Origin of the sequence: Niveibacterium sp. COAC-50, from assembly GCF_013184235.1 — a bacterium.
GTDB lineage: Bacteria > Pseudomonadota > Gammaproteobacteria > Burkholderiales > Rhodocyclaceae > Niveibacterium > Niveibacterium microcysteis.
On record NZ_JABCJM010000003.1, the window covers coordinates 232,877 to 248,864 of the forward strand.

Here is a 15,988-nt window from a genome sequence, read left to right on the forward strand (position 1 = left end):
GAGTATCCAGGCGCGACCCGTCTGCCTTTTTGCGCTGGCTCAGCGTCGCGTGGGCCAACGCGTGACGTTTTTTTCCTATAGCAGCCCTGCCCCCCGGTGGCCCAATTCCATCAACACCACAGCAACGAAGCACGCGATGAATCGACGCGACTTTCTCGGCGCCAGCCTGTCGATCGGCGCGCTCAGGGCCATCCCGGCCAGCAGCTCCTATGGCCTCCCCGTCGGCATGCCAGCCGCACCGGGCGGCTGGGTGGATCAAGCGTATGCAATCATCAAGGACGCCGCACGCGCACCCAGCAGCCACAATTCGCAACCCTGGCAGATCGGATTGCACGACCGTGAGCACTGGCGCCTGAGCCGGGCGCCCGGCCGCGATCTGCCGGTCGTCGATCCGGATGGGCGCGAATGCTCGCAAAGCCTTGGCGCATTCCTCGTCGGGCTTGAAGTCGCTGCCGCCGCGCGTGGCCTGCGGCTCGAGCAAGATGAGTGCGCGGGTGCCGCGGGTGCCCTGCCACTGCGCTTCAACCCGCGTTCGGTCGACACCACCTGGCTGCCGGCGCTTCGCCGGCGCCGCACCTTGCGCAAGGCACTGGCGCCGCTGGCCAGTTGTGAGGCAGCGCTCGCCGCTTGCCTCGCCGCCGCACCCTCCGCGCGCTTCTTCGCCCACGGCACCCCGGCGGCACGGGCGATCGCAGACGCCACGCTGGAAGCGACCGCTGCGCAGTGCAAGGAAGACGCCGTCTGGCACGAGCTGGCGCGCTGGATTCGCTGGCGGGAAGGCGAGATCGCCGAGAACCCGACCGGCGTGACCCCCGCCACCATGGAGTTGCCATGGCTTGCGCAGCGTTGGGTGGCTGCGACCTACTCGCGTGATGACGTGCTCACGCCGGCATTTCGCGCCCGCTCGCTGGAACTGGCGGCCCGCCAAGTGCAGGAAGGCGCCGGTTGGCTCGTCTTCACGACGGAACATGACACCCCTGCGGACTGGCGCCACTCAGGCGCCGAGCTGATGCGCCTTTGGCTGCGCGCGGTACCCGCAGCGATCGCGCTGCACCCGATGTCACAGGCGCTCGAAGTCTTGCCACAGCGCCGCTCAATCGAAGCCGCGTTAGGGCTCAAACACATTCAACTGCTGGTGCGCGTCGGCACACGCCCCTACCCGCCTGACACCCCCAGCCCGCGCCTTGCTGCGCAGCGGATTTCTGCATTGCTCTGAGGAACTCATCATGAAACACCAAGCCCTCGTCGCCCTCGCAATGGGCCTTTCGATCAGTACCCTGTCGGCCTGCGCCGTGCTTCACGAGCGTCCGGGCGAAGCAAACCCAACGCAAGCGTGGACGGTGGTACAAAAGACCGCCAGCGTGGAAGTCCTGGTACGCCAATCCGCCCCGCCCGCCACGCTCGAAGCGCCTCGCCTGGGCGCGGTGCGAATCACGGGCAGCGTCGCGCCGGACGACGCGGCCGAGGTCGACGAAATCGGCAACGCGCTCGCTGCGTCGCTTCGTGCATCGCTCAAGCCACCGCGCGACGGCGCGCCAACCCTGAATGTCACGATCAGCGAACTGACGCCTGTCAGCCCCGCTCTGAACATTGCCTCGGCCTTGCTGGTTTTCTATCCGCTCGATAGCGGCGGCGCCACGGTGGAAGCCGAACTGGTTGATAGCGCCGGCGAGCGCATCGCGCTGTGGCGGGAGCGTCTGACCGGCGGCCTTGGCCTGACGGGCAGCCTCTCTCGCTGGGTCAAAGTGAAAAACGCGTTGATCGCCTGGGGCGAGGTCTGCGTGAATCAGCCACCGTGGATGCCGCCAGTCAAATCCGCCGCGTTGTAGAGACTCAGCAGCTGCGGGCGATCGACGGCAAGGCGCCGGAACTGTGCCGGGGTGGTGCCGGTCAGCTGGCGGAAGTCGGCAATGAAATGTGACTGATCGAAGAAGCCCGCCTGCGCGGCAAGGTCGGCGTCGTTCGCAGCGTCGATCATCGCCAGGCTGCGATAGAGGCGCTGCACACGTGCCAGCCCCTTGGGCGGCAGCCCAAACGCGGCCCAGGTCCGCCGCTCGAGCGTGGCTTTACTGATACCCAGTTGGCTCGCCAGTTGCGCGACCGGCGTCGAGTCGATCAGGCCCATCACACGCAGGCATTGGCCTGGCGACCAGAGCAGGCGGTCTTCCCAGCGTCCGATCGCGGCTGCGATCCAGGCGAGCACTGTCGCCAGCCCGCGATCCGCCTGCTTGCCCAGCGCCTCTGCGCTCAGGTGCGGCCATAGCCCGCTCAAGGGCTGAATGCGGGCAGCGAGCGCCTCGGCAGAGATGCCCAGCACGGCCGGTGCCGCGCCGCCGGCCAGCTTCACCAGCCAGCCCCGCGCTGCCTCGCTCCCGCAACGCACCACGCCGGCACTTCGCATTGGCCCCCAGCACACCGGCGCAGCCACCATACACGCATCGCCGATCCCGTCGACCCGCACCTCACCGTCGACCACGAATAGCAGATTCACCCGCGCCCCAGCGAAAACCGGCATCTGCTCATCAGGCGCAATCTCGACCCAACTCACACGTTCGAGCCAGGTGGAAAACTCCGGCGGTATCGGGATGTCAATCAGTTGCATCGCATTCAGCGCGGGTCTTAGGGCAGCCGGCATGCCGATTTTGCGCCAGCGCGCTGCGGGCGTACTGATCTGCGTCGCCCGAAGTGCGAACGGGCAAACCGCCTCAGCCGCCGATGCGGCAGGTCAGATTGATCAATCCAGCCCAGCACGACGGCTGTATGGCGCTAATCGAAGGGTGCGTACCCTCGCCAAATCGCCCTTCGTGATTGGAATTCACGCGCGGAAGCCGCGAATGACGTACTCCGTCAAGGCTGCAGGCTCGCCGCGGCGTTGCACTCAGGCCATCGAATGCAGTCCGATCATGTTGCCGTCCGGATCGCAAACCAGGGCGATGAAGCCGTACTGCCCGATCGAGAACTTCTCCTTGAAAACCTTGCCGCCAAGCGCCACGGCTCGGCCGGCCTCCACCGCGCAGTCCGCACAGGTGAAATACACCAAGGTGCTGTTACCAGCCGACACGCAGCCTTCCATTCTGACGAGCGCGCCGGAGGCACCGGGGCCGTCTGTCATCGGAAAGACCCACATCTCCATGCCGGGGCTGTCAAGCGCTTGCAGTCTGACGCCGACCACGCCTTCGTAGAAACCCTTTGCTCGCGGCATGTCCTGCACATAGATCTCGAACCAGCCAACAGGGTTTCTTTGCATGGCGCCTCCTTGATCCGCGTGGTGGCCGAGCCAGCGCCCGGCAGACTCCAAGAATCGTCCACGGATGGGCGCATTTCAAGCTGAAGCAAATTGCAGCACACCGCCCCCTCGTTGCATGCGCCCGCCGCATCGCGAACGCCCGAGACAGCCAATCAAGCAACACAAAACAACAGGCGCCACTTCCCAACGTGTATCCCCAGCGCGGGCGGACGCATCTTGGCTTCGATCTACATGGAGCGCTCTGCACACGAGGAGCCGTGCCTCGAGGGCGCACAAGCAACGGCTTACCCGCCGTGGGCCTTAACACGGTATCGTTGCGCCCTTCGTTCCACCCCGGTTTCAAGCATCGCCATGTCTCAGACCCACCTCAGCCCCGATCACTACGCCACCCAGCTTGCCCCCAAGGTCGAGCAGTTCAAACACGATTTCGCCGCCTTCGGCCTTCCCGAGCCCGCGGTGTTTGAATCGGCTCCGCTGCACTACCGCATGAGGGCCGAGTTCCGCATGTGGCACCACGGCGAGCGGGTGGACTACGCGATGTGGGAAGCGGACAACCCGAAGCAGCCTGTGCTGCTGCAAGACTTCCCGACCGCGTCGGCGGCCATCTGCGAGGCCATGCCAGTTTTGCGCGACGCGGTGATCGCCTCGCCGGAGCTCAAGCGCAAGCTCTTCCAGGTGAACTTCCTTTCGACGCTCAGCGGCGAAATGCTGATCACGCTGATCTACCACCGCAAGCTTGACGAAGCCTGGGAATCCGCCGCGCGCGAACTCGCAGCCAAGATGCAGGTCATGCTGATCGGACGCAGCCACAAGCAGAAGATCGTGCTGGAACGCGACTGGGTGTTGGAGGCATTTGAAGTAGACGGCCGCCCGCTGCGCTACCAGCAGATCGAGGGCAGCTTTAGCCAACCGAATGGCGGTATGAACCGCCAAATGCTCGGCTGGGCGTGTCAGCAAGCCAAAGGCCTGGGTGGCGATCTGCTGGAACTGTATTGCGGCAACGGCAATTTCACGGTCGCGCTGGCGCCCCACTTCGAGCGGGTGCTGGCAACCGAAGTGAGCAAGTCCTCGGTGCGTGCGGCGGCCTACAACCTGGAAGCCAACGGCGTAACGAACGTGGCCTTTGCGCGCCTCTCCAGCGATGAAATGAGCGATGCGCTGGCGCGTGTACGTCCTTTCCGGCGACTGAAGGACATTGATCTCGACAGCTACCGCTTCAGTACGCTGTTCGTCGATCCGCCGCGCAGCGGGCTCGATGACACCACGTTGAAGATGGCGGCCGGCTTCGACCGCATCCTCTATATCTCGTGCAACCCGCAAACCCTGCGCGACAACGTAGAGGCCCTCCAAGCAACACATCGCATCGATGCCGCGGCGGTGTTTGACCAGTTCCCCTACACCCATCATCTCGAGTGCGGGCTGCTGCTCAGCCGCAAGGCTTGACGCCTGCCGCGCCTGTGCTGTTTCGTACATAGCACTGTGTAGGCTAAACGACAGAACGGGGCGCCCGCCCCACCAAAGGCTAGGCGCCGCGGTACAGGCGCGCATCGGCATGGCAATTGCTGAACCGGGGACAGACATCCTCGGGAGCGCCCCATGCCGACGCCTTCAACTTCGAACCCGACCGCACCGATCAGCGGTTGCGCCAGCGGCCGCTGTGGCTCCAGCACGCAACAAATCGACGAACTGGATGCCAGCACTGCGCAACGCGTGCAGGACCACCCCTGCTACTCCGAAGAGGCGCACAAGTACTTCGCGCGCATGCATGTGGCGGTGGCCCCCGCCTGCAACATCCAATGCAACTACTGCAACCGGAAGTACGACTGCAGCAATGAGTCCCGCCCAGGCGTCGTCTCGGAGGTTCTGACTGCCGCACAGGCAGTGAAGAAGACGCTCGCGGTCGCCGCCGCCATCCCGCAGATGAGTGTGCTGGGAATTGCCGGCCCGGGCGACGCGCTGGCCAACCCCGAGCGCACCTTCGCCACATTCGCCGAACTGTCAGAACGCGCGCCGGATCTGAAGCTATGCCTCTCCACCAACGGCCTGATGCTGCCGCGGTACGTCGACCAGATTGCGGCGTATCACGTTGATCACGTCACGATCACGATCAACTGCATCGACCCAGACATCGGCGCGCAGATCTACCCATGGATCTTCTGGAACCACCGGCGCGTCACCGGCAGGGAAGCCTCGGAAATTCTCATCTCGCAGCAACAGAAAGGGCTCGAGATGCTTGTCGAACGCGGCATCCTCGTTAAGGTGAACTCGGTGATGATTCCGGGCATCAACGATCAACATCTCAAGGAAGTCTCTCGCGTGGTGCGCGCCAAAGGCGCGTTTCTGCACAACGTGATGCCGCTGATTTCCGACCCGGCGCACGGCACACACTTCGGTCTCACCGGCCAGCGCGGCCCGACCCCGCAGGAGCTGAAGGCCTTGCAGGACGACTGTGCCGGCGACATGAATATGATGCGCCACTGCCAGCAATGCCGTGCCGACGCCGTCGGCATGCTGGGCGAAGACCGTGGCGCAGAGTTCACGCTGGAAAAGATCGAGGCAATGCAGATCGACGAGCACGCCGCCATGGGTCGGCGAATCGCACTGCGGGCGGCCATCAACGCCGAACTGGCCGAAAAGCGCGCTGCGCGCCATGCTGCGAGCGCCCAAGTCATTGCACTACACCGCGCCACTGTATCGCCCGGTCGCCCGGTGCGGATGGCCGTCGCCAGCAGCACCGGCGCGATCATCGACACGCACTTCGGCCATGCGAAGTCTTTCCGCATTCTCGAGGTCACGGCCGATAGCGTGCACACCCTTGGCACGCGTGCCGCCGCCCAGTACTGCGGTGGTGAGGCGGACTGCGGCGAGGCGGACAACACCCTCGCCCGAACCCTGGCCTCGCTCGCTGACTGCGAGGTCATGCTCTGCTCGCGTATCGGTATCGAGCCTTGGGTAAAACTGGAGGCTGCGGGCATCCGCCCCGACGGATCGCACGCGATGGAGGACGTGGCGTCCGCCGCAAGAGCAGTCTGGCAAGCGATGCTCGAAAGCGGCCAACTCGCCAACGCGCCCGCGCATCAACGCCGCGCATAGCCGGAGCTCGCCGCAATGGCACTTGAGATCTTCGCTGGCTGCGTCAACTGCTGGGCCTGCGTCACACTCTGCCCGCATCAAGCGATCATCGAAGCGCAACCGCACTTCCTGATCGACCCGCTGCGTTGCACTGAGTGCGTTGATGCGCACGCCACACCGCAATGTGCGGCGATCTGCCCCGTCGAAGGCGTCATCGTGAATGAGCTCGGCGATCCGCTGAACCCGCCCGGATCGCTTTCACCGCCCGCGCGCTTCGGTTAGGCCGCGAGCATGTCTGGCGACGGAATTCCCTCACCGCTCGACATGCCACCGATGCAATGCGTGTGGCCAGCCGGCGCGTCAGCGCAACGCATTCGACAGCACGCGCGCGGGGCGATGCTCGGCCTCGCACTTGGCGATGCGCTGGGTGCAACGGTGGAATTCATGACCCCGCGCGAGATTCGCGCCCTGTACGGCTGCCACGCGCAGATCCGCGGTGGTGGCTGGCTGCGGCTACCGCCCGGTCAGGTGACGGACGACACCACGATGGCATTCGCCGTCGCCAAGACGCTTCTCGCCTCGCCCGATCCTGGGCCTGCCGACTTCGCGCGCGCCTTTGATGCCTGGATGCGCAGCAAGCCGGTCGACATCGGCAACACGGTGCGTCGCGGTGTGATGCGGTTTCGAAGAACCGGCGAAGCCTGTGTCCCCCCGTCCGACGATGCGGGCAACGGCGCCACGATGCGCTGCGCACCGATAGCGATCGCTCTGCTTGGCGCGCCACCCGAAACGATCCGCCGAATCGCTCTTTCGCAAGCGCGTGTCACGCACCACAACCCGCTGACCGATGCCGCAACGCTGTTCGTAGTCGGCATGGTCCAGGCAGGGATACTCGGGCACGGCATACGCGGCGTCATCGCACTCGCCCACGCCCTGGTAAAGGCGTACCCGAGCTTCCACTTCCGAGCAAAACCGCAAAGCAACCCCACCGGCTACATCGTCGACACCATGCGCGTCGTTCTCCAGTCGATCGACATCACCGACAGCTTCGAATCGGCACTGATCGACGTGGTCAACCGCGGCGGCGACGCCGACACAACCGGCGCAATCACCGGCGCGATACTCGGCGCCATGTACGGCGAATCCGCCCTGCCACTCCACTGGCTATCGGCGCTGCGCCCCGATGTTGCGACGCACTGCATAAGGTACGCTGATTGTCTTACCGAACAACTGCAGCGGAACTGGGCTGTGACTCATCGCCAGACTTGCCCGCCTCATCAGTGGCCATAGCTCTGCTCAGAAATTCCGCAGCCAATAGCCCGGTAGGCGCCCAGCCACACGGGGCACACGATGCTGCGATCCACGCGCGGCTTCAGCTAAACGTAGACGCTGATCGGCGAAACAAATCTGGCACAGCGCAAAAACAAAAAGGGCTTGGCGCATTCGCCAAGCCCTAATTTGATTGGTTGCGGGGACACGCTTCGCAACCCGGAACTCGATCACGGTTCGCTGAACGCGTCTGCATTCTCGACGCACCATCCAGGCCGCCCGCGGGGCGGCCTTTTTGTTGCCGCACCTTGTGAAAAAGCACCGTGCGAACGACCACAGGGGCGCGGCGCCCGTACAAGGACGGGAATTTTGACTAGCGTCGGAAAAAGGTAACTTCGGTAACACCCGCCGGAAGCCGCCATTCAAGGTCTTGCGCCGCAACGCCTTACGACAAATGCAGGAAGGTAACTATTGGGTAACCTTAAGGCAACTTGGATACCTTCTTCGATTGTCACCGCGTCCGTTTTCGGCCCTATAAAAATCAATACCTTAGCCGGTGTTAACTTTTTGGTTACCTGAAGTCACCTTCCAACGGTAACAATCGACAGCTTTACGGATCAGACACTTACGGCTGGTTTTGGGCGCCCGTTACCTTGGTTACCTTTTTCCGACGCTTCCCTCAGAAATGGCGAACAAGGGAACGCAGAGGCTGCAAACCGCCAGCTGCAAGATTCTCGATCCACAAAGCGGGCGGGCGTGACGGGGTCACGAGCGCACGCAGCAAAGCATCGGCTGTTAGAACAGCCCTTAACCCGCCAAATCGCGCGTGCAAAGGCAGCGCATACTTGAGTCGCATCCAGCCATCGCCAAGGCCTCAGGGTGACAACTGAAAACTCAGCGGTGAGTACCGAGTACCCCATCGATTTCGAGAAAAGGCGCACGGAAGTGGTAAACCTGCCTTGGCCGTAGCGGCCGGTGCGGCGCTAGAATCCATCAAGGCCCGTGCTTTTCGAGTCATTCGTTCGAGCAACCGGCACGCCGAGGTGGGTCCAGGATGTTGATCACCCTGACTGCCGTGATTGGTCGCAACCTGATCGCCGGCGTGGTTTGGCAACGAATCTCGACTTCACGAATAGACAAATAGAATCTAACTTTGAGGTCTACTTAACGTTAGGCATGCGGGAGAAGCCGTGCAATTTAGCCAACCAATTAAGTTAGTCGCCGCAGTAATACTAGCCGCGCTCGCCGCCACTTCCGGTGTTTGCGCAGAAGCGCCCGCCTCTAATCCGGCTTTGTCCACACATCCTCTTGTGGGCAAATGGAGGTTTGACATACGTCATCTCAATTGTTTCGAGGAATACGACGTACGTTCAGACGGGACGCGCTCAGCGGCTTCCGGTGAGGAACGCAATGAGTCTGTGTATTTCATTTCACCGTATCCAGACGCCGCGGGCTTCTATCGGTTTACAGACAAGATCGTCAAGAACAACGGCAAGCCTGATTGCTTCGGCTCATATACTCCGGTCGGCGATATCGCAACCACTTACATAGTCTTTCACCGAGATGGCAACCAGTTTCTCCTGTGCTTGGAACCCCGTTTCGATAAATGCGTAGGCCCATTCATCCGAATGAAGGGCGGCGATGCCTAACAAGTCCGTCAACGGGATGCCAAACCACTGCGCGGTTTGGCTCCCTTCGCTGCGCTCTGGCGCCCGTTACGTCCAAAGCCAGAACTCGCAATGAAGTCAAATCCTTTTTCGCCGCCGGAGGCCGCTGTTTCGGAGGCAGAGCCCGGCAAACGCAGATCGATTATTCTCTCCTTTGCTTCTGGGTTGCTAGTTACTGCAGCCGTTTATGCAAGTTGCTTCCTCGGTGGAACAATCTTCATGCTTTCCATAGCAAACTCACTCAGCGTGTCCGACGCTGAGAAAGAGTTAGCTAGCCTATCTTGGGTGCTTGGATTCTGGTTCACCGGAGGCTCTATCGTTTCTGGCTTTCTCGGCGGCTACGTCTGCGCGCGAATGTCTAGGCGTTCGGAAATGGAACTCGGGTTCTCTCTCGCAGCCAGCGTGGCCGTGCTGGGTGCTGGGCTTGGGTTGGCTGACCTTAGCGCCAATTCCGGGGTTCCGAGTATCACCTTCGTGGTCGTCGCATTGCTACTCGGGGCGCTCGTCGGTGCAAAACAGAACCGCGAGTCCTAACTAGGCCGTCAACGGGACGCCAAACTGCCGCGCAGTTTGGTTCCCTCCGCGGCGCTCCGGCGCCCATGACCTCCAACGTTAGAGGCCCGCATCTAATGTCGTGCATTTATCCATGAAACTGTGTTCCATTCGAATTTGCGCGGTTGCTTTGGTGCTATTCACGCGAACCATTTCGGCCGGTGTATCGGGCGACCCAGAGCAATTAAGTGCCGCACTGCACGTTCAAGCTGGAAGGGAGATGGCACACGCGCTCTTCACGGCATGTTCAACAAACTATCGCGCCCTAGGCTTTGACCCGCGCTTCTTTGTTTTCTTTTGGGACACCGCGAGATTCGAGGTGCTTGAGAGCGCACGCATCACACTCGGCAAAGAAGCGGACGAAAATGGCCTACAAGGGTTGGTGAAGGTGCCCAGTACCGCACCTCCAATGGAACGCTGCGCAGCTGTTGTACGCGAAGATACGCCGGCGCACCGTATCGTACCTGGCGCATCGAAAAAGGAGCTAGAGCTAATGCGTACTGCGTATCACGCGACCAATCCCGACTCACATGTCGCTCGTAACAAGAGCCTATTGAATGATTGCGTGAAGGCAAATTTCAACGCCAGGCAACTCGATTTCGATCAAGCAATGAAAATCTGTGATTGCACCGTCGCTGCTGTGCACACAGTTCCGCATGACGAGTTTGATCAATGGTTCGCGCTCGTACAACTCAATCCCAGTACCTCAATGCAAGAGCAACGTTGGTACCCGGAGTTACTCCCCAAACTTCAGGCTTGCACCACGCAATGAATGACGGTGCCGCGCCCTCTAGTGGGCAGTCAACCGGACACCCAAACTGCTTCGCAGCAGGGGTTCCCTTCGCCGGCGCTCCGATGTCGGTGACTTTTACGTTAGGCCGAAAGGCAATGGTACTCATGAAAGCTATCCTCATTTGTCTCTTCGTGGTATCGCTCGCGGCGTGTGCCACCCGCGGGGATCCCGTTTGGCCCGGATATAACGGCCCAACCGTGCCGACCAAGGACACCGTAATTGAACAAGGAAAGGCGCGTGCTCTCTTCTTCGTAATTCACTCCGTCGACGGAACGAATATCAACAACGCCATTATTGAAAGTCGGAGTGCGAGCTACGGGAAGGGCTATACTCTTGTTGCGACAAACGCCACCAGACAACTTCCGGTCCGACCGATGAAGGTCAAGCTCATCGCTAGAGAGGAGACGGGCGCCCCAATACATGCCATTTTCAGGGGATTGTCCGGTCGAGCCCTGCCATCAGCTTTCGGCGAAGTGGACTTCACGCCCCAAGAGGGTGATCAGTACGCCGTCATGGGAGAAATAACGCTGAATGGGGCGTCTGTGTGGATTCAGGACTTAACAACAAACTCACCGGCAACAGCTAAGGTCGTCTCGGAGACCGAGTGATTTGTACGGCGCCTAACAGTGAAGTCATCTTGACACCAAACTGCTCTACGGTTTCGTTCCCTACGCTGCGCCCCGGTGCTGGCTACTTTCAACGCTAGACGATTTATTCAATGCAATTGCTCAAATCTATGAAATCCCTCGCTCACCTGCTCGTCCGTGCTGTCGCTCTCACTTTATGCGCTTATAGCTTTACCTACATCTTCACTGCGGTGTTGGTGGTCGCTGGTGCATGTCTGCAGCAATGTACAGCCGAAAGCGCCTTCACTAGCAGCGCCAACCTGTGGGTTTCGGGTATCCCCGGCCTCATCATGGGATGCATGCTTTTTGGATTTAGTGGCCCGGTTTCGCGGTTTGTTGCGAAGCCACTAGCCGAGGAACCTGGGAACGCCAAGTAAATACCTCAATTTGGGCGCCAGACTGCTACGCAGTTGGGTGCCCTCCACTGCGGTGAATGTAATGAATAAAGCAGGCGCAATTGCGGCTCTCATAGCGGCAATGAGCACGAGCACATCTGCCGCCACCCTTGATATTGAGGCACCGGGTGGCCACTACCACGATTGCGAGTTGGTCCAACTGGGTAAGAGTGGATCACTCTCTGGCCGGATGACACTTAGTCGCGTCGCAGGGACGCGTGAATGGGCGAGCGCCTTGGCTATTCTTATTCTCGGCCCAACTAAAGTTGAGAACGTCTTCCGCCTAACAACGTCAACGTCCAGCGAGATGGATACACTCCATGTCCGCCATGAGCTTTTTCATGGCAACCGTCGTGCCCGTGTCAAAGACTATCCTGACGTGACTACTGAAAGCGCGGTGCCGTTCTCTATGAATTGGACCGCTGACGGGCGTATAACCTTATCCGCCGGAGGTTCAGAGGAGGAGCGTCTTGATCTGGGGTTTTCTCCAGAACGAGCATTCCTTCTCGTTTCAGGCGGGCGAGGCGAATTCGATTTTGAAGGCTCTCCAGACATCGACTGCAATCGAAGCATTGACGATAACGCACCGTGATTACTGCACCGCCGTCCGCCTCATAAACTCCGTGCGACGCCAACCGCAACACAACGAGCGCGAAATGCGTAACTATCTCTGTTTTCTCGCGCTGTCCGCATCGATTTCGGGTCCGGTTTACGCCGAGTCTCCAACTGCGCCATCGTCCAAATGCGGCGAAGTCGCGGCAACGCCTCCGTGCAATTGCGAGAAGCCAAGGTACCCGATCGAGTCAGCAAATCGAAACGAACAAGGGAAAACCACTCTTCAGTTCCTCCTCACCACTGAGGGACGCCCAACCCGAATCATGGTCGTCAGATCGAGCGGTTACCCAAGGCTTGACGGCGCATCGGTTGCAGCTATAACCAACGCGTGCTTTAAACCAATTGAGAAGGACGGCAAGCTGATCGAGCAGGAGGCATCCATCGACTTTGAATGGAAACTCGACTGACAATCTTATTTTCAACGCCAACACCCAGACCAATAATCATCGTTTGATCTCGCCGCCGCGAACGCGCCGGTTTCGTTTGTTCAATATCAGGACTACCATGGTTCGTTCATTTTCATTCGCACTCATGTCGGTGGCAGTTGTCGGCTGCACGACTCCGACTGGCAATCCGGGCATGCCTGCGCCAGCGCCGCGGGCCGCACCAAAACTCGTGAAGCCGGATCCAAACCTGTGTACTGGCCTGACGAAGTTCGCTTTATTGCCAGGCTCCGCACCCGCATTTCCGGTTGCCGCGTTTCAGAAGTATCAAGAAGGATGGGTGCAGGTGGAATATGACGTCGAAGCGGGGAAGGTTGTCCGTGCCCGAGTAATTGACTCAAGCCCTCCCCAGTTGTTTGACGCAACGGCGCTTGATACCACGTTGCGCATGACCTACTCGGAAGACTCAAACGGCCGCTCCTGCCAAATTGAGCACGAGTACAAACTTGAGCCAACGAGGTGGCAGTAGCAGCGGAACCGTCGCCGCCTCTTGCTTGGCGCGCGTGGCGGAAGTTGTCAGTAAGGATCACGTGATAGACAACGCGACGGTGTGAAGCTGTCGGCAAACACTCCAAGAACCCAAGAACCTTCCAACGCATCGAACACCGCGTCTAGGAACAAACGACGCACCCGACACGCACACTCAAACGCCCGACCAGCAAATGCGCCCTACGTTACTCAACCTCGCCCTCGCCATTCTGTTCTTGTGCTCGAATGCTGCGGGCGCAGAAGGCCCAAGCGCGCCGGATGTACCAAGATACGAACTGAAGGGTCCAGCCATCGGCTGGTCGAAGCCCGACACCATCGCATACGGCGGGTGTTATCCAATGGATCGCCCCTATTCGCGATTTACCGAGAACGAGAAAGCAGTGTTCCGGTCCATGTACCAGGACATGCCGGAATCCGACGAGCCACCGTTTCCCGAACACGGGCTACGAGACATTCTTGAGTCGCTCGCCCGGTTAGCAGGCAATGGACACATTAACGACGAGGTTTCGATCTACGTTACGGTGGACGCAACGGGCGCCGCGACGAACGTCGACTTGGTTGAATACGCCGACGTCGACAACGCAAAAGCGGTGGCCTACGTTCTGGTCAAAGCAAAATACAAACCCGCGAAATGCGGAGGCGAGCCATGCACGATGCAATGGCCCTTCCGAGTCAAGCTCTTGCCGTATTAATGCACGACCACCCGTTCCAATCTTGCCGCGGACGTTCGAATTAGGTTTCTCTCCAGTGTGCATGGCCCCGGAAGTTGCGCCGCCACACTCAGCATTACCCCACGGTTAATGACCTCGAGCATGCGCAGGTACGAGGGCTGACAGCAGCCTAATTCAGCCTATACGCCTCAAACCGAATCACCTCCTCCCCCAGCGACTCGTTCACCTCTTTCATCCGTTCCTGCAACGGCACCACCTCCTTCTGCGCGAACACTTCCGCAGCCTTGCCCGCGTCGCCAAAGCCACCGGTGTTGTGCGGGATGATGACCATTAGCTGCGGTGGCACACAATGGGCGGCCAGTTGGTCGTCGCGGGTCACGCTCTTGATGTTCCAGAATTGATCCTTGGCCGCGATCTCGCTGACGGGGATCACCTGAATCCCATCCTTCTTTCGGTTCGGGGCATACACGAAGAGGTTGCGGAAGTTGCCAAGGCCTTTGCTGCTCTTCAGGGCCTCCCGAAACGCATCGATGTCCGACTGTTGCTGCGCGTGTCCGTCATGTAGAAGACCGCGCCGGCGTGGCTGCCATTGAGGTAGTACTTGCGCGGGTAGAGCGTCGGGGACTCGTTCAGCCAGGCTGAGTTCAGCGCCGACAAATACTCGGGTGGCCCATACACCTCCTGATTGATATCGGGCTCGATCAGGTGGAACACGCTCCCCTTCTCAAACTGGTGCTCCAGTCCGTCGCCGGGCACAAACCAGTACGTATCCAACTCGACGCCTCGCCGCACGAACTTGGCCAGTGTGGGTTCGAGCGAGAGCGGCTTGTTCAGCCGGTTCATGCGTCGCTCTAGGTAAGCATTGCCGAAGATCAGAAACTCGAGGACCCAGCGAGCCAAGGCTGAACGCGACGGCAGCGGGTTCGGGATGAAGGTGCTCACCAGGATGTTGCGCTTCACGTAGATCGGCGAGCTGTGGTGGGCGGTAGCACGGAACGGGCGCGCCAGCCCATCCCAAGAGATCGGCGGTTCGTACCAGCGCCCCATGTTCAGGCAATCAGCAGCGCACGGCGATCGAGCACCGGTATCGGGTCACCGAAGCCGAAGGCCTCGGCCCGCCGCGTTGGTGCCGTGGTTGGCGCGCTCGTCATTCGCGCGGATTGGAGGTGGCGTTTTTTCTTCTTGATCAGCAGAACTCCACAAAACCGCTGCTGGTCGAGTCGGCCTACCCGCGGCTTATTGCCCAGCGCGTTCATGCATGCCCACGCGTGGTCCGCGTGGCTCGTCTGTTCGGACAGCCGGCCTCAGAGGTCACCTGCCGGCCGATCGCCGTAGCGGTCTTCTTGATCGCCATGAAGGCCGCGCCAGGTCGGTCGCGCCGGCATTTAGCTCCAGCCGTCCGTTACAGACCACGTCCATCGCCTTGAGCGCCAGCCGCACCGTTACTTCAACGCTTTGCTGGATGGCTGGGCGCCCGGGAAGAACTGGCGTACGAGCCGATACACGCCCTGCCCGATGCCGATGCAGGTCACGCGGTAGCTGTCGCAGACCTTCTTGAGCCGAACTGCCTGCTCCTCATAGTCCATGCGGTTGAACGGCACACCGTCGAGCACGCAGAATTTGCCGCCGGATGTCAGCGGCGGCGCGATCACAACCAGCCTAGCACTGTCGCCGGTGTGTTTGAGGGTCTATGCCCACGCGGTCAAAGCCGCCCGTGATCGATCGAACGCCGTCGCCAAGTACCACAGCTGACCATCCTCGCACGGCGCCCGTCTTTGACCGCCAGCCCCAAAAGAACACGGAGCGGTCGAGTACTTGGCGACACCCACTAGATGTGAGCGTCGACTCCACCACGCCCGGATTGGTGCGCGAGCACTCTTTGAGCCCGGCGCGATCGAGGAATTGCGTCGGGCTGCGCATAAGTAACTCGACCCACGTCGCCGCGACGCTGCTACTTTGGAACGCGCCACCCGAGTTCGAATTGCTTAAATTGGCGAAGAAATTGGACGCCCGGGCGCCGCGATCGTGACGATTAGGCTGTCGCCAGTACCTCCGTCGCGGCTGGAACCACCCGCACCGCTACACAACTAGCTGGCAGCAAAGGTGAAGAAACGGCGCCAGTTCGCTCATCGATGGCATCCAGCGCTAC

At 60.8% G+C, this 15,988-nt stretch carries 18 protein-coding genes and 1 pseudogene; 13 read left to right on the forward strand and 6 right to left on the reverse strand.

Going from position 1 to position 15,988, the window contains the following annotated elements:
• Nucleotides 1–136: 136 nt before the first annotated feature.
• Both HH302_RS14180 and HH302_RS14185 read left to right on the forward strand, forming a co-directional pair.
• On the forward strand, nucleotides 137–1,216 hold the full coding sequence (locus HH302_RS14180) for a hypothetical protein (RefSeq protein ID WP_172202889.1): 1,080 nt from the start codon (nucleotides 137–139) through the stop codon (nucleotides 1,214–1,216).
• Nucleotides 1,217–1,226: 10 nt separating this feature from the next.
• On the forward strand, nucleotides 1,227–1,829 hold the full coding sequence (locus HH302_RS14185; protein ID WP_172202890.1) for a hypothetical protein: 603 nt from the start codon (nucleotides 1,227–1,229) through the stop codon (nucleotides 1,827–1,829).
• Here the strand turns inward: HH302_RS14185 and HH302_RS14190 are convergent.
• Both HH302_RS14190 and HH302_RS14195 read right to left on the reverse strand, forming a co-directional pair.
• On the reverse strand, nucleotides 1,787–2,602 hold the full coding sequence (locus HH302_RS14190) for a helix-turn-helix domain-containing protein (RefSeq protein ID WP_172202891.1): 816 nt from the start codon (nucleotides 2,600–2,602) through the stop codon (nucleotides 1,787–1,789). The two genes, HH302_RS14185 and HH302_RS14190, sit on opposite strands and share 43 nt — an antisense overlap.
• A gap of 276 nt (nucleotides 2,603–2,878) precedes the next feature.
• Nucleotides 2,879–3,247, reverse strand: a complete 369-nt coding sequence (locus HH302_RS14195; protein ID WP_172202892.1) for a VOC family protein — start codon at nucleotides 3,245–3,247, stop codon at nucleotides 2,879–2,881.
• 351 nt (nucleotides 3,248–3,598) lie between these two features.
• Between HH302_RS14195 and trmA the strand changes: the two genes are divergently transcribed.
• The 11 genes from trmA (at nucleotide 3,599) to HH302_RS14250 (ending at nucleotide 13,860) form a co-directional block, all read left to right on the forward strand.
• On the forward strand, nucleotides 3,599–4,690 hold the full coding sequence (trmA, locus tag HH302_RS14200) for a tRNA (uridine(54)-C5)-methyltransferase TrmA (RefSeq protein WP_172202893.1): 1,092 nt from the start codon (nucleotides 3,599–3,601) through the stop codon (nucleotides 4,688–4,690).
• Nucleotides 4,691–4,843: 153 nt separating this feature from the next.
• A complete protein-coding gene (gene nifB, locus HH302_RS14205) occupies nucleotides 4,844–6,340 on the forward strand; it encodes a nitrogenase cofactor biosynthesis protein NifB (RefSeq protein ID WP_172202894.1) in 1,497 nt (498 codons plus the stop codon).
• Nucleotides 6,341–6,355: 15 nt separating this feature from the next.
• Nucleotides 6,356–6,601: a ferredoxin gene (locus tag HH302_RS14210; RefSeq protein ID WP_172202895.1), complete on the forward strand. Its 246-nt coding sequence runs from the start codon at nucleotides 6,356–6,358 to the stop codon at nucleotides 6,599–6,601.
• Between the two features lie 9 nt (nucleotides 6,602–6,610).
• Complete coding sequence (gene draG, locus HH302_RS14215; protein ID WP_253946156.1) at nucleotides 6,611–7,609, forward strand: ADP-ribosyl-[dinitrogen reductase] hydrolase; 999 nt, start codon at nucleotides 6,611–6,613, stop codon at nucleotides 7,607–7,609.
• Nucleotides 7,610–9,327: 1,718 nt separating this feature from the next.
• The gene (locus HH302_RS14220; protein WP_172202896.1) at nucleotides 9,328–9,789 is read left to right on the forward strand and encodes a hypothetical protein; all 462 of its coding nucleotides are present in this window, start codon (nucleotides 9,328–9,330) and stop codon (nucleotides 9,787–9,789) included.
• A gap of 112 nt (nucleotides 9,790–9,901) precedes the next feature.
• On the forward strand, nucleotides 9,902–10,579 hold the full coding sequence (locus HH302_RS14225; protein WP_172202897.1) for a hypothetical protein: 678 nt from the start codon (nucleotides 9,902–9,904) through the stop codon (nucleotides 10,577–10,579).
• Between the two features lie 125 nt (nucleotides 10,580–10,704).
• Nucleotides 10,705–11,208: a hypothetical protein gene (locus HH302_RS14230; RefSeq protein ID WP_172202898.1), complete on the forward strand. Its 504-nt coding sequence runs from the start codon at nucleotides 10,705–10,707 to the stop codon at nucleotides 11,206–11,208.
• A 456-nt stretch (nucleotides 11,209–11,664) separates the two neighbouring features.
• On the forward strand, nucleotides 11,665–12,213 hold the full coding sequence (locus tag HH302_RS14235; RefSeq protein ID WP_172202899.1) for a hypothetical protein: 549 nt from the start codon (nucleotides 11,665–11,667) through the stop codon (nucleotides 12,211–12,213).
• Nucleotides 12,214–12,277: 64 nt separating this feature from the next.
• The gene (locus tag HH302_RS14240) at nucleotides 12,278–12,643 is read left to right on the forward strand and encodes an energy transducer TonB (RefSeq protein WP_172202900.1); all 366 of its coding nucleotides are present in this window, start codon (nucleotides 12,278–12,280) and stop codon (nucleotides 12,641–12,643) included.
• Nucleotides 12,624–13,148 (forward strand): energy transducer TonB, encoded by a 525-nt coding sequence (locus tag HH302_RS14245; protein WP_172202901.1) that lies wholly within the window; start codon nucleotides 12,624–12,626, stop codon nucleotides 13,146–13,148. The genes HH302_RS14240 and HH302_RS14245 overlap by 20 nt, the downstream gene beginning before the upstream one ends.
• A gap of 358 nt (nucleotides 13,149–13,506) precedes the next feature.
• Nucleotides 13,507–13,860 (forward strand): energy transducer TonB, encoded by a 354-nt coding sequence (locus HH302_RS14250; RefSeq protein ID WP_172202902.1) that lies wholly within the window; start codon nucleotides 13,507–13,509, stop codon nucleotides 13,858–13,860.
• Nucleotides 13,861–14,008: 148 nt separating this feature from the next.
• Here the strand turns inward: HH302_RS14250 and HH302_RS22325 are convergent, their stop codons facing one another.
• From HH302_RS22325 to HH302_RS14260, 4 genes and pseudogenes are all read right to left on the reverse strand, one after another.
• The gene (locus HH302_RS22325; RefSeq protein WP_216661921.1) at nucleotides 14,009–14,272 is read right to left on the reverse strand and encodes a hypothetical protein; all 264 of its coding nucleotides are present in this window, start codon (nucleotides 14,270–14,272) and stop codon (nucleotides 14,009–14,011) included.
• A 74-nt stretch (nucleotides 14,273–14,346) separates the two neighbouring features.
• Nucleotides 14,347–14,886 carry a phage portal protein gene (locus HH302_RS22330; RefSeq protein ID WP_216661922.1) on the reverse strand — a complete coding sequence of 180 codons (540 nt, stop codon included), beginning with the start codon at nucleotides 14,884–14,886 and terminating at the stop codon, nucleotides 14,347–14,349.
• A 2-nt stretch (nucleotides 14,887–14,888) separates the two neighbouring features.
• Nucleotides 14,889–15,095 carry a hypothetical protein gene (locus HH302_RS22335; protein WP_216661923.1) on the reverse strand — a complete coding sequence of 69 codons (207 nt, stop codon included), beginning with the start codon at nucleotides 15,093–15,095 and terminating at the stop codon, nucleotides 14,889–14,891.
• 186 nt (nucleotides 15,096–15,281) lie between these two features.
• Nucleotides 15,282–15,506, reverse strand: a pseudogene (locus tag HH302_RS14260) (oxidoreductase); the annotation flags it as partial.
• Between the last annotated feature and the right edge of the window lie 482 nt (nucleotides 15,507–15,988).

Bases quoted from the DNA above. Each gene is read 5' to 3' on its own strand.
- HH302_RS14180 (WP_172202889.1), top strand. From the start codon at position 137: ATGAATCGACGCGACTTTCTCGGCGCCAGCCTGTCGATCGGCGCGCTC.
- HH302_RS14185 (WP_172202890.1), top strand. From the start codon at position 1,227: ATGAAACACCAAGCCCTCGTCGCCCTCGCAATGGGCCTTTCGATCAGT.
- HH302_RS14190 (WP_172202891.1), bottom strand. From the start codon at position 2,602: ATGCAACTGATTGACATCCCGATACCGCCGGAGTTTTCCACCTGGCTC.
- HH302_RS14195 (WP_172202892.1), bottom strand. From the start codon at position 3,247: ATGCAAAGAAACCCTGTTGGCTGGTTCGAGATCTATGTGCAGGACATG.
- trmA (WP_172202893.1), top strand. From the start codon at position 3,599: ATGTCTCAGACCCACCTCAGCCCCGATCACTACGCCACCCAGCTTGCC.
- nifB (WP_172202894.1), top strand. From the start codon at position 4,844: ATGCCGACGCCTTCAACTTCGAACCCGACCGCACCGATCAGCGGTTGC.
- HH302_RS14210 (WP_172202895.1), top strand. From the start codon at position 6,356: ATGGCACTTGAGATCTTCGCTGGCTGCGTCAACTGCTGGGCCTGCGTC.
- draG (WP_253946156.1), top strand. From the start codon at position 6,611: ATGTCTGGCGACGGAATTCCCTCACCGCTCGACATGCCACCGATGCAA.
- HH302_RS14220 (WP_172202896.1), top strand. From the start codon at position 9,328: ATGAAGTCAAATCCTTTTTCGCCGCCGGAGGCCGCTGTTTCGGAGGCA.
- HH302_RS14225 (WP_172202897.1), top strand. From the start codon at position 9,902: ATGAAACTGTGTTCCATTCGAATTTGCGCGGTTGCTTTGGTGCTATTC.
- HH302_RS14230 (WP_172202898.1), top strand. From the start codon at position 10,705: ATGAAAGCTATCCTCATTTGTCTCTTCGTGGTATCGCTCGCGGCGTGT.
- HH302_RS14235 (WP_172202899.1), top strand. From the start codon at position 11,665: ATGAATAAAGCAGGCGCAATTGCGGCTCTCATAGCGGCAATGAGCACG.
- HH302_RS14240 (WP_172202900.1), top strand. From the start codon at position 12,278: ATGCGTAACTATCTCTGTTTTCTCGCGCTGTCCGCATCGATTTCGGGT.
- HH302_RS14250 (WP_172202902.1), top strand. From the start codon at position 13,507: ATGGATCGCCCCTATTCGCGATTTACCGAGAACGAGAAAGCAGTGTTC.
- HH302_RS22330 (WP_216661922.1), bottom strand. From the start codon at position 14,886: ATGGGGCGCTGGTACGAACCGCCGATCTCTTGGGATGGGCTGGCGCGC.
- HH302_RS22335 (WP_216661923.1), bottom strand. From the start codon at position 15,095: ATGAACGCGCTGGGCAATAAGCCGCGGGTAGGCCGACTCGACCAGCAG.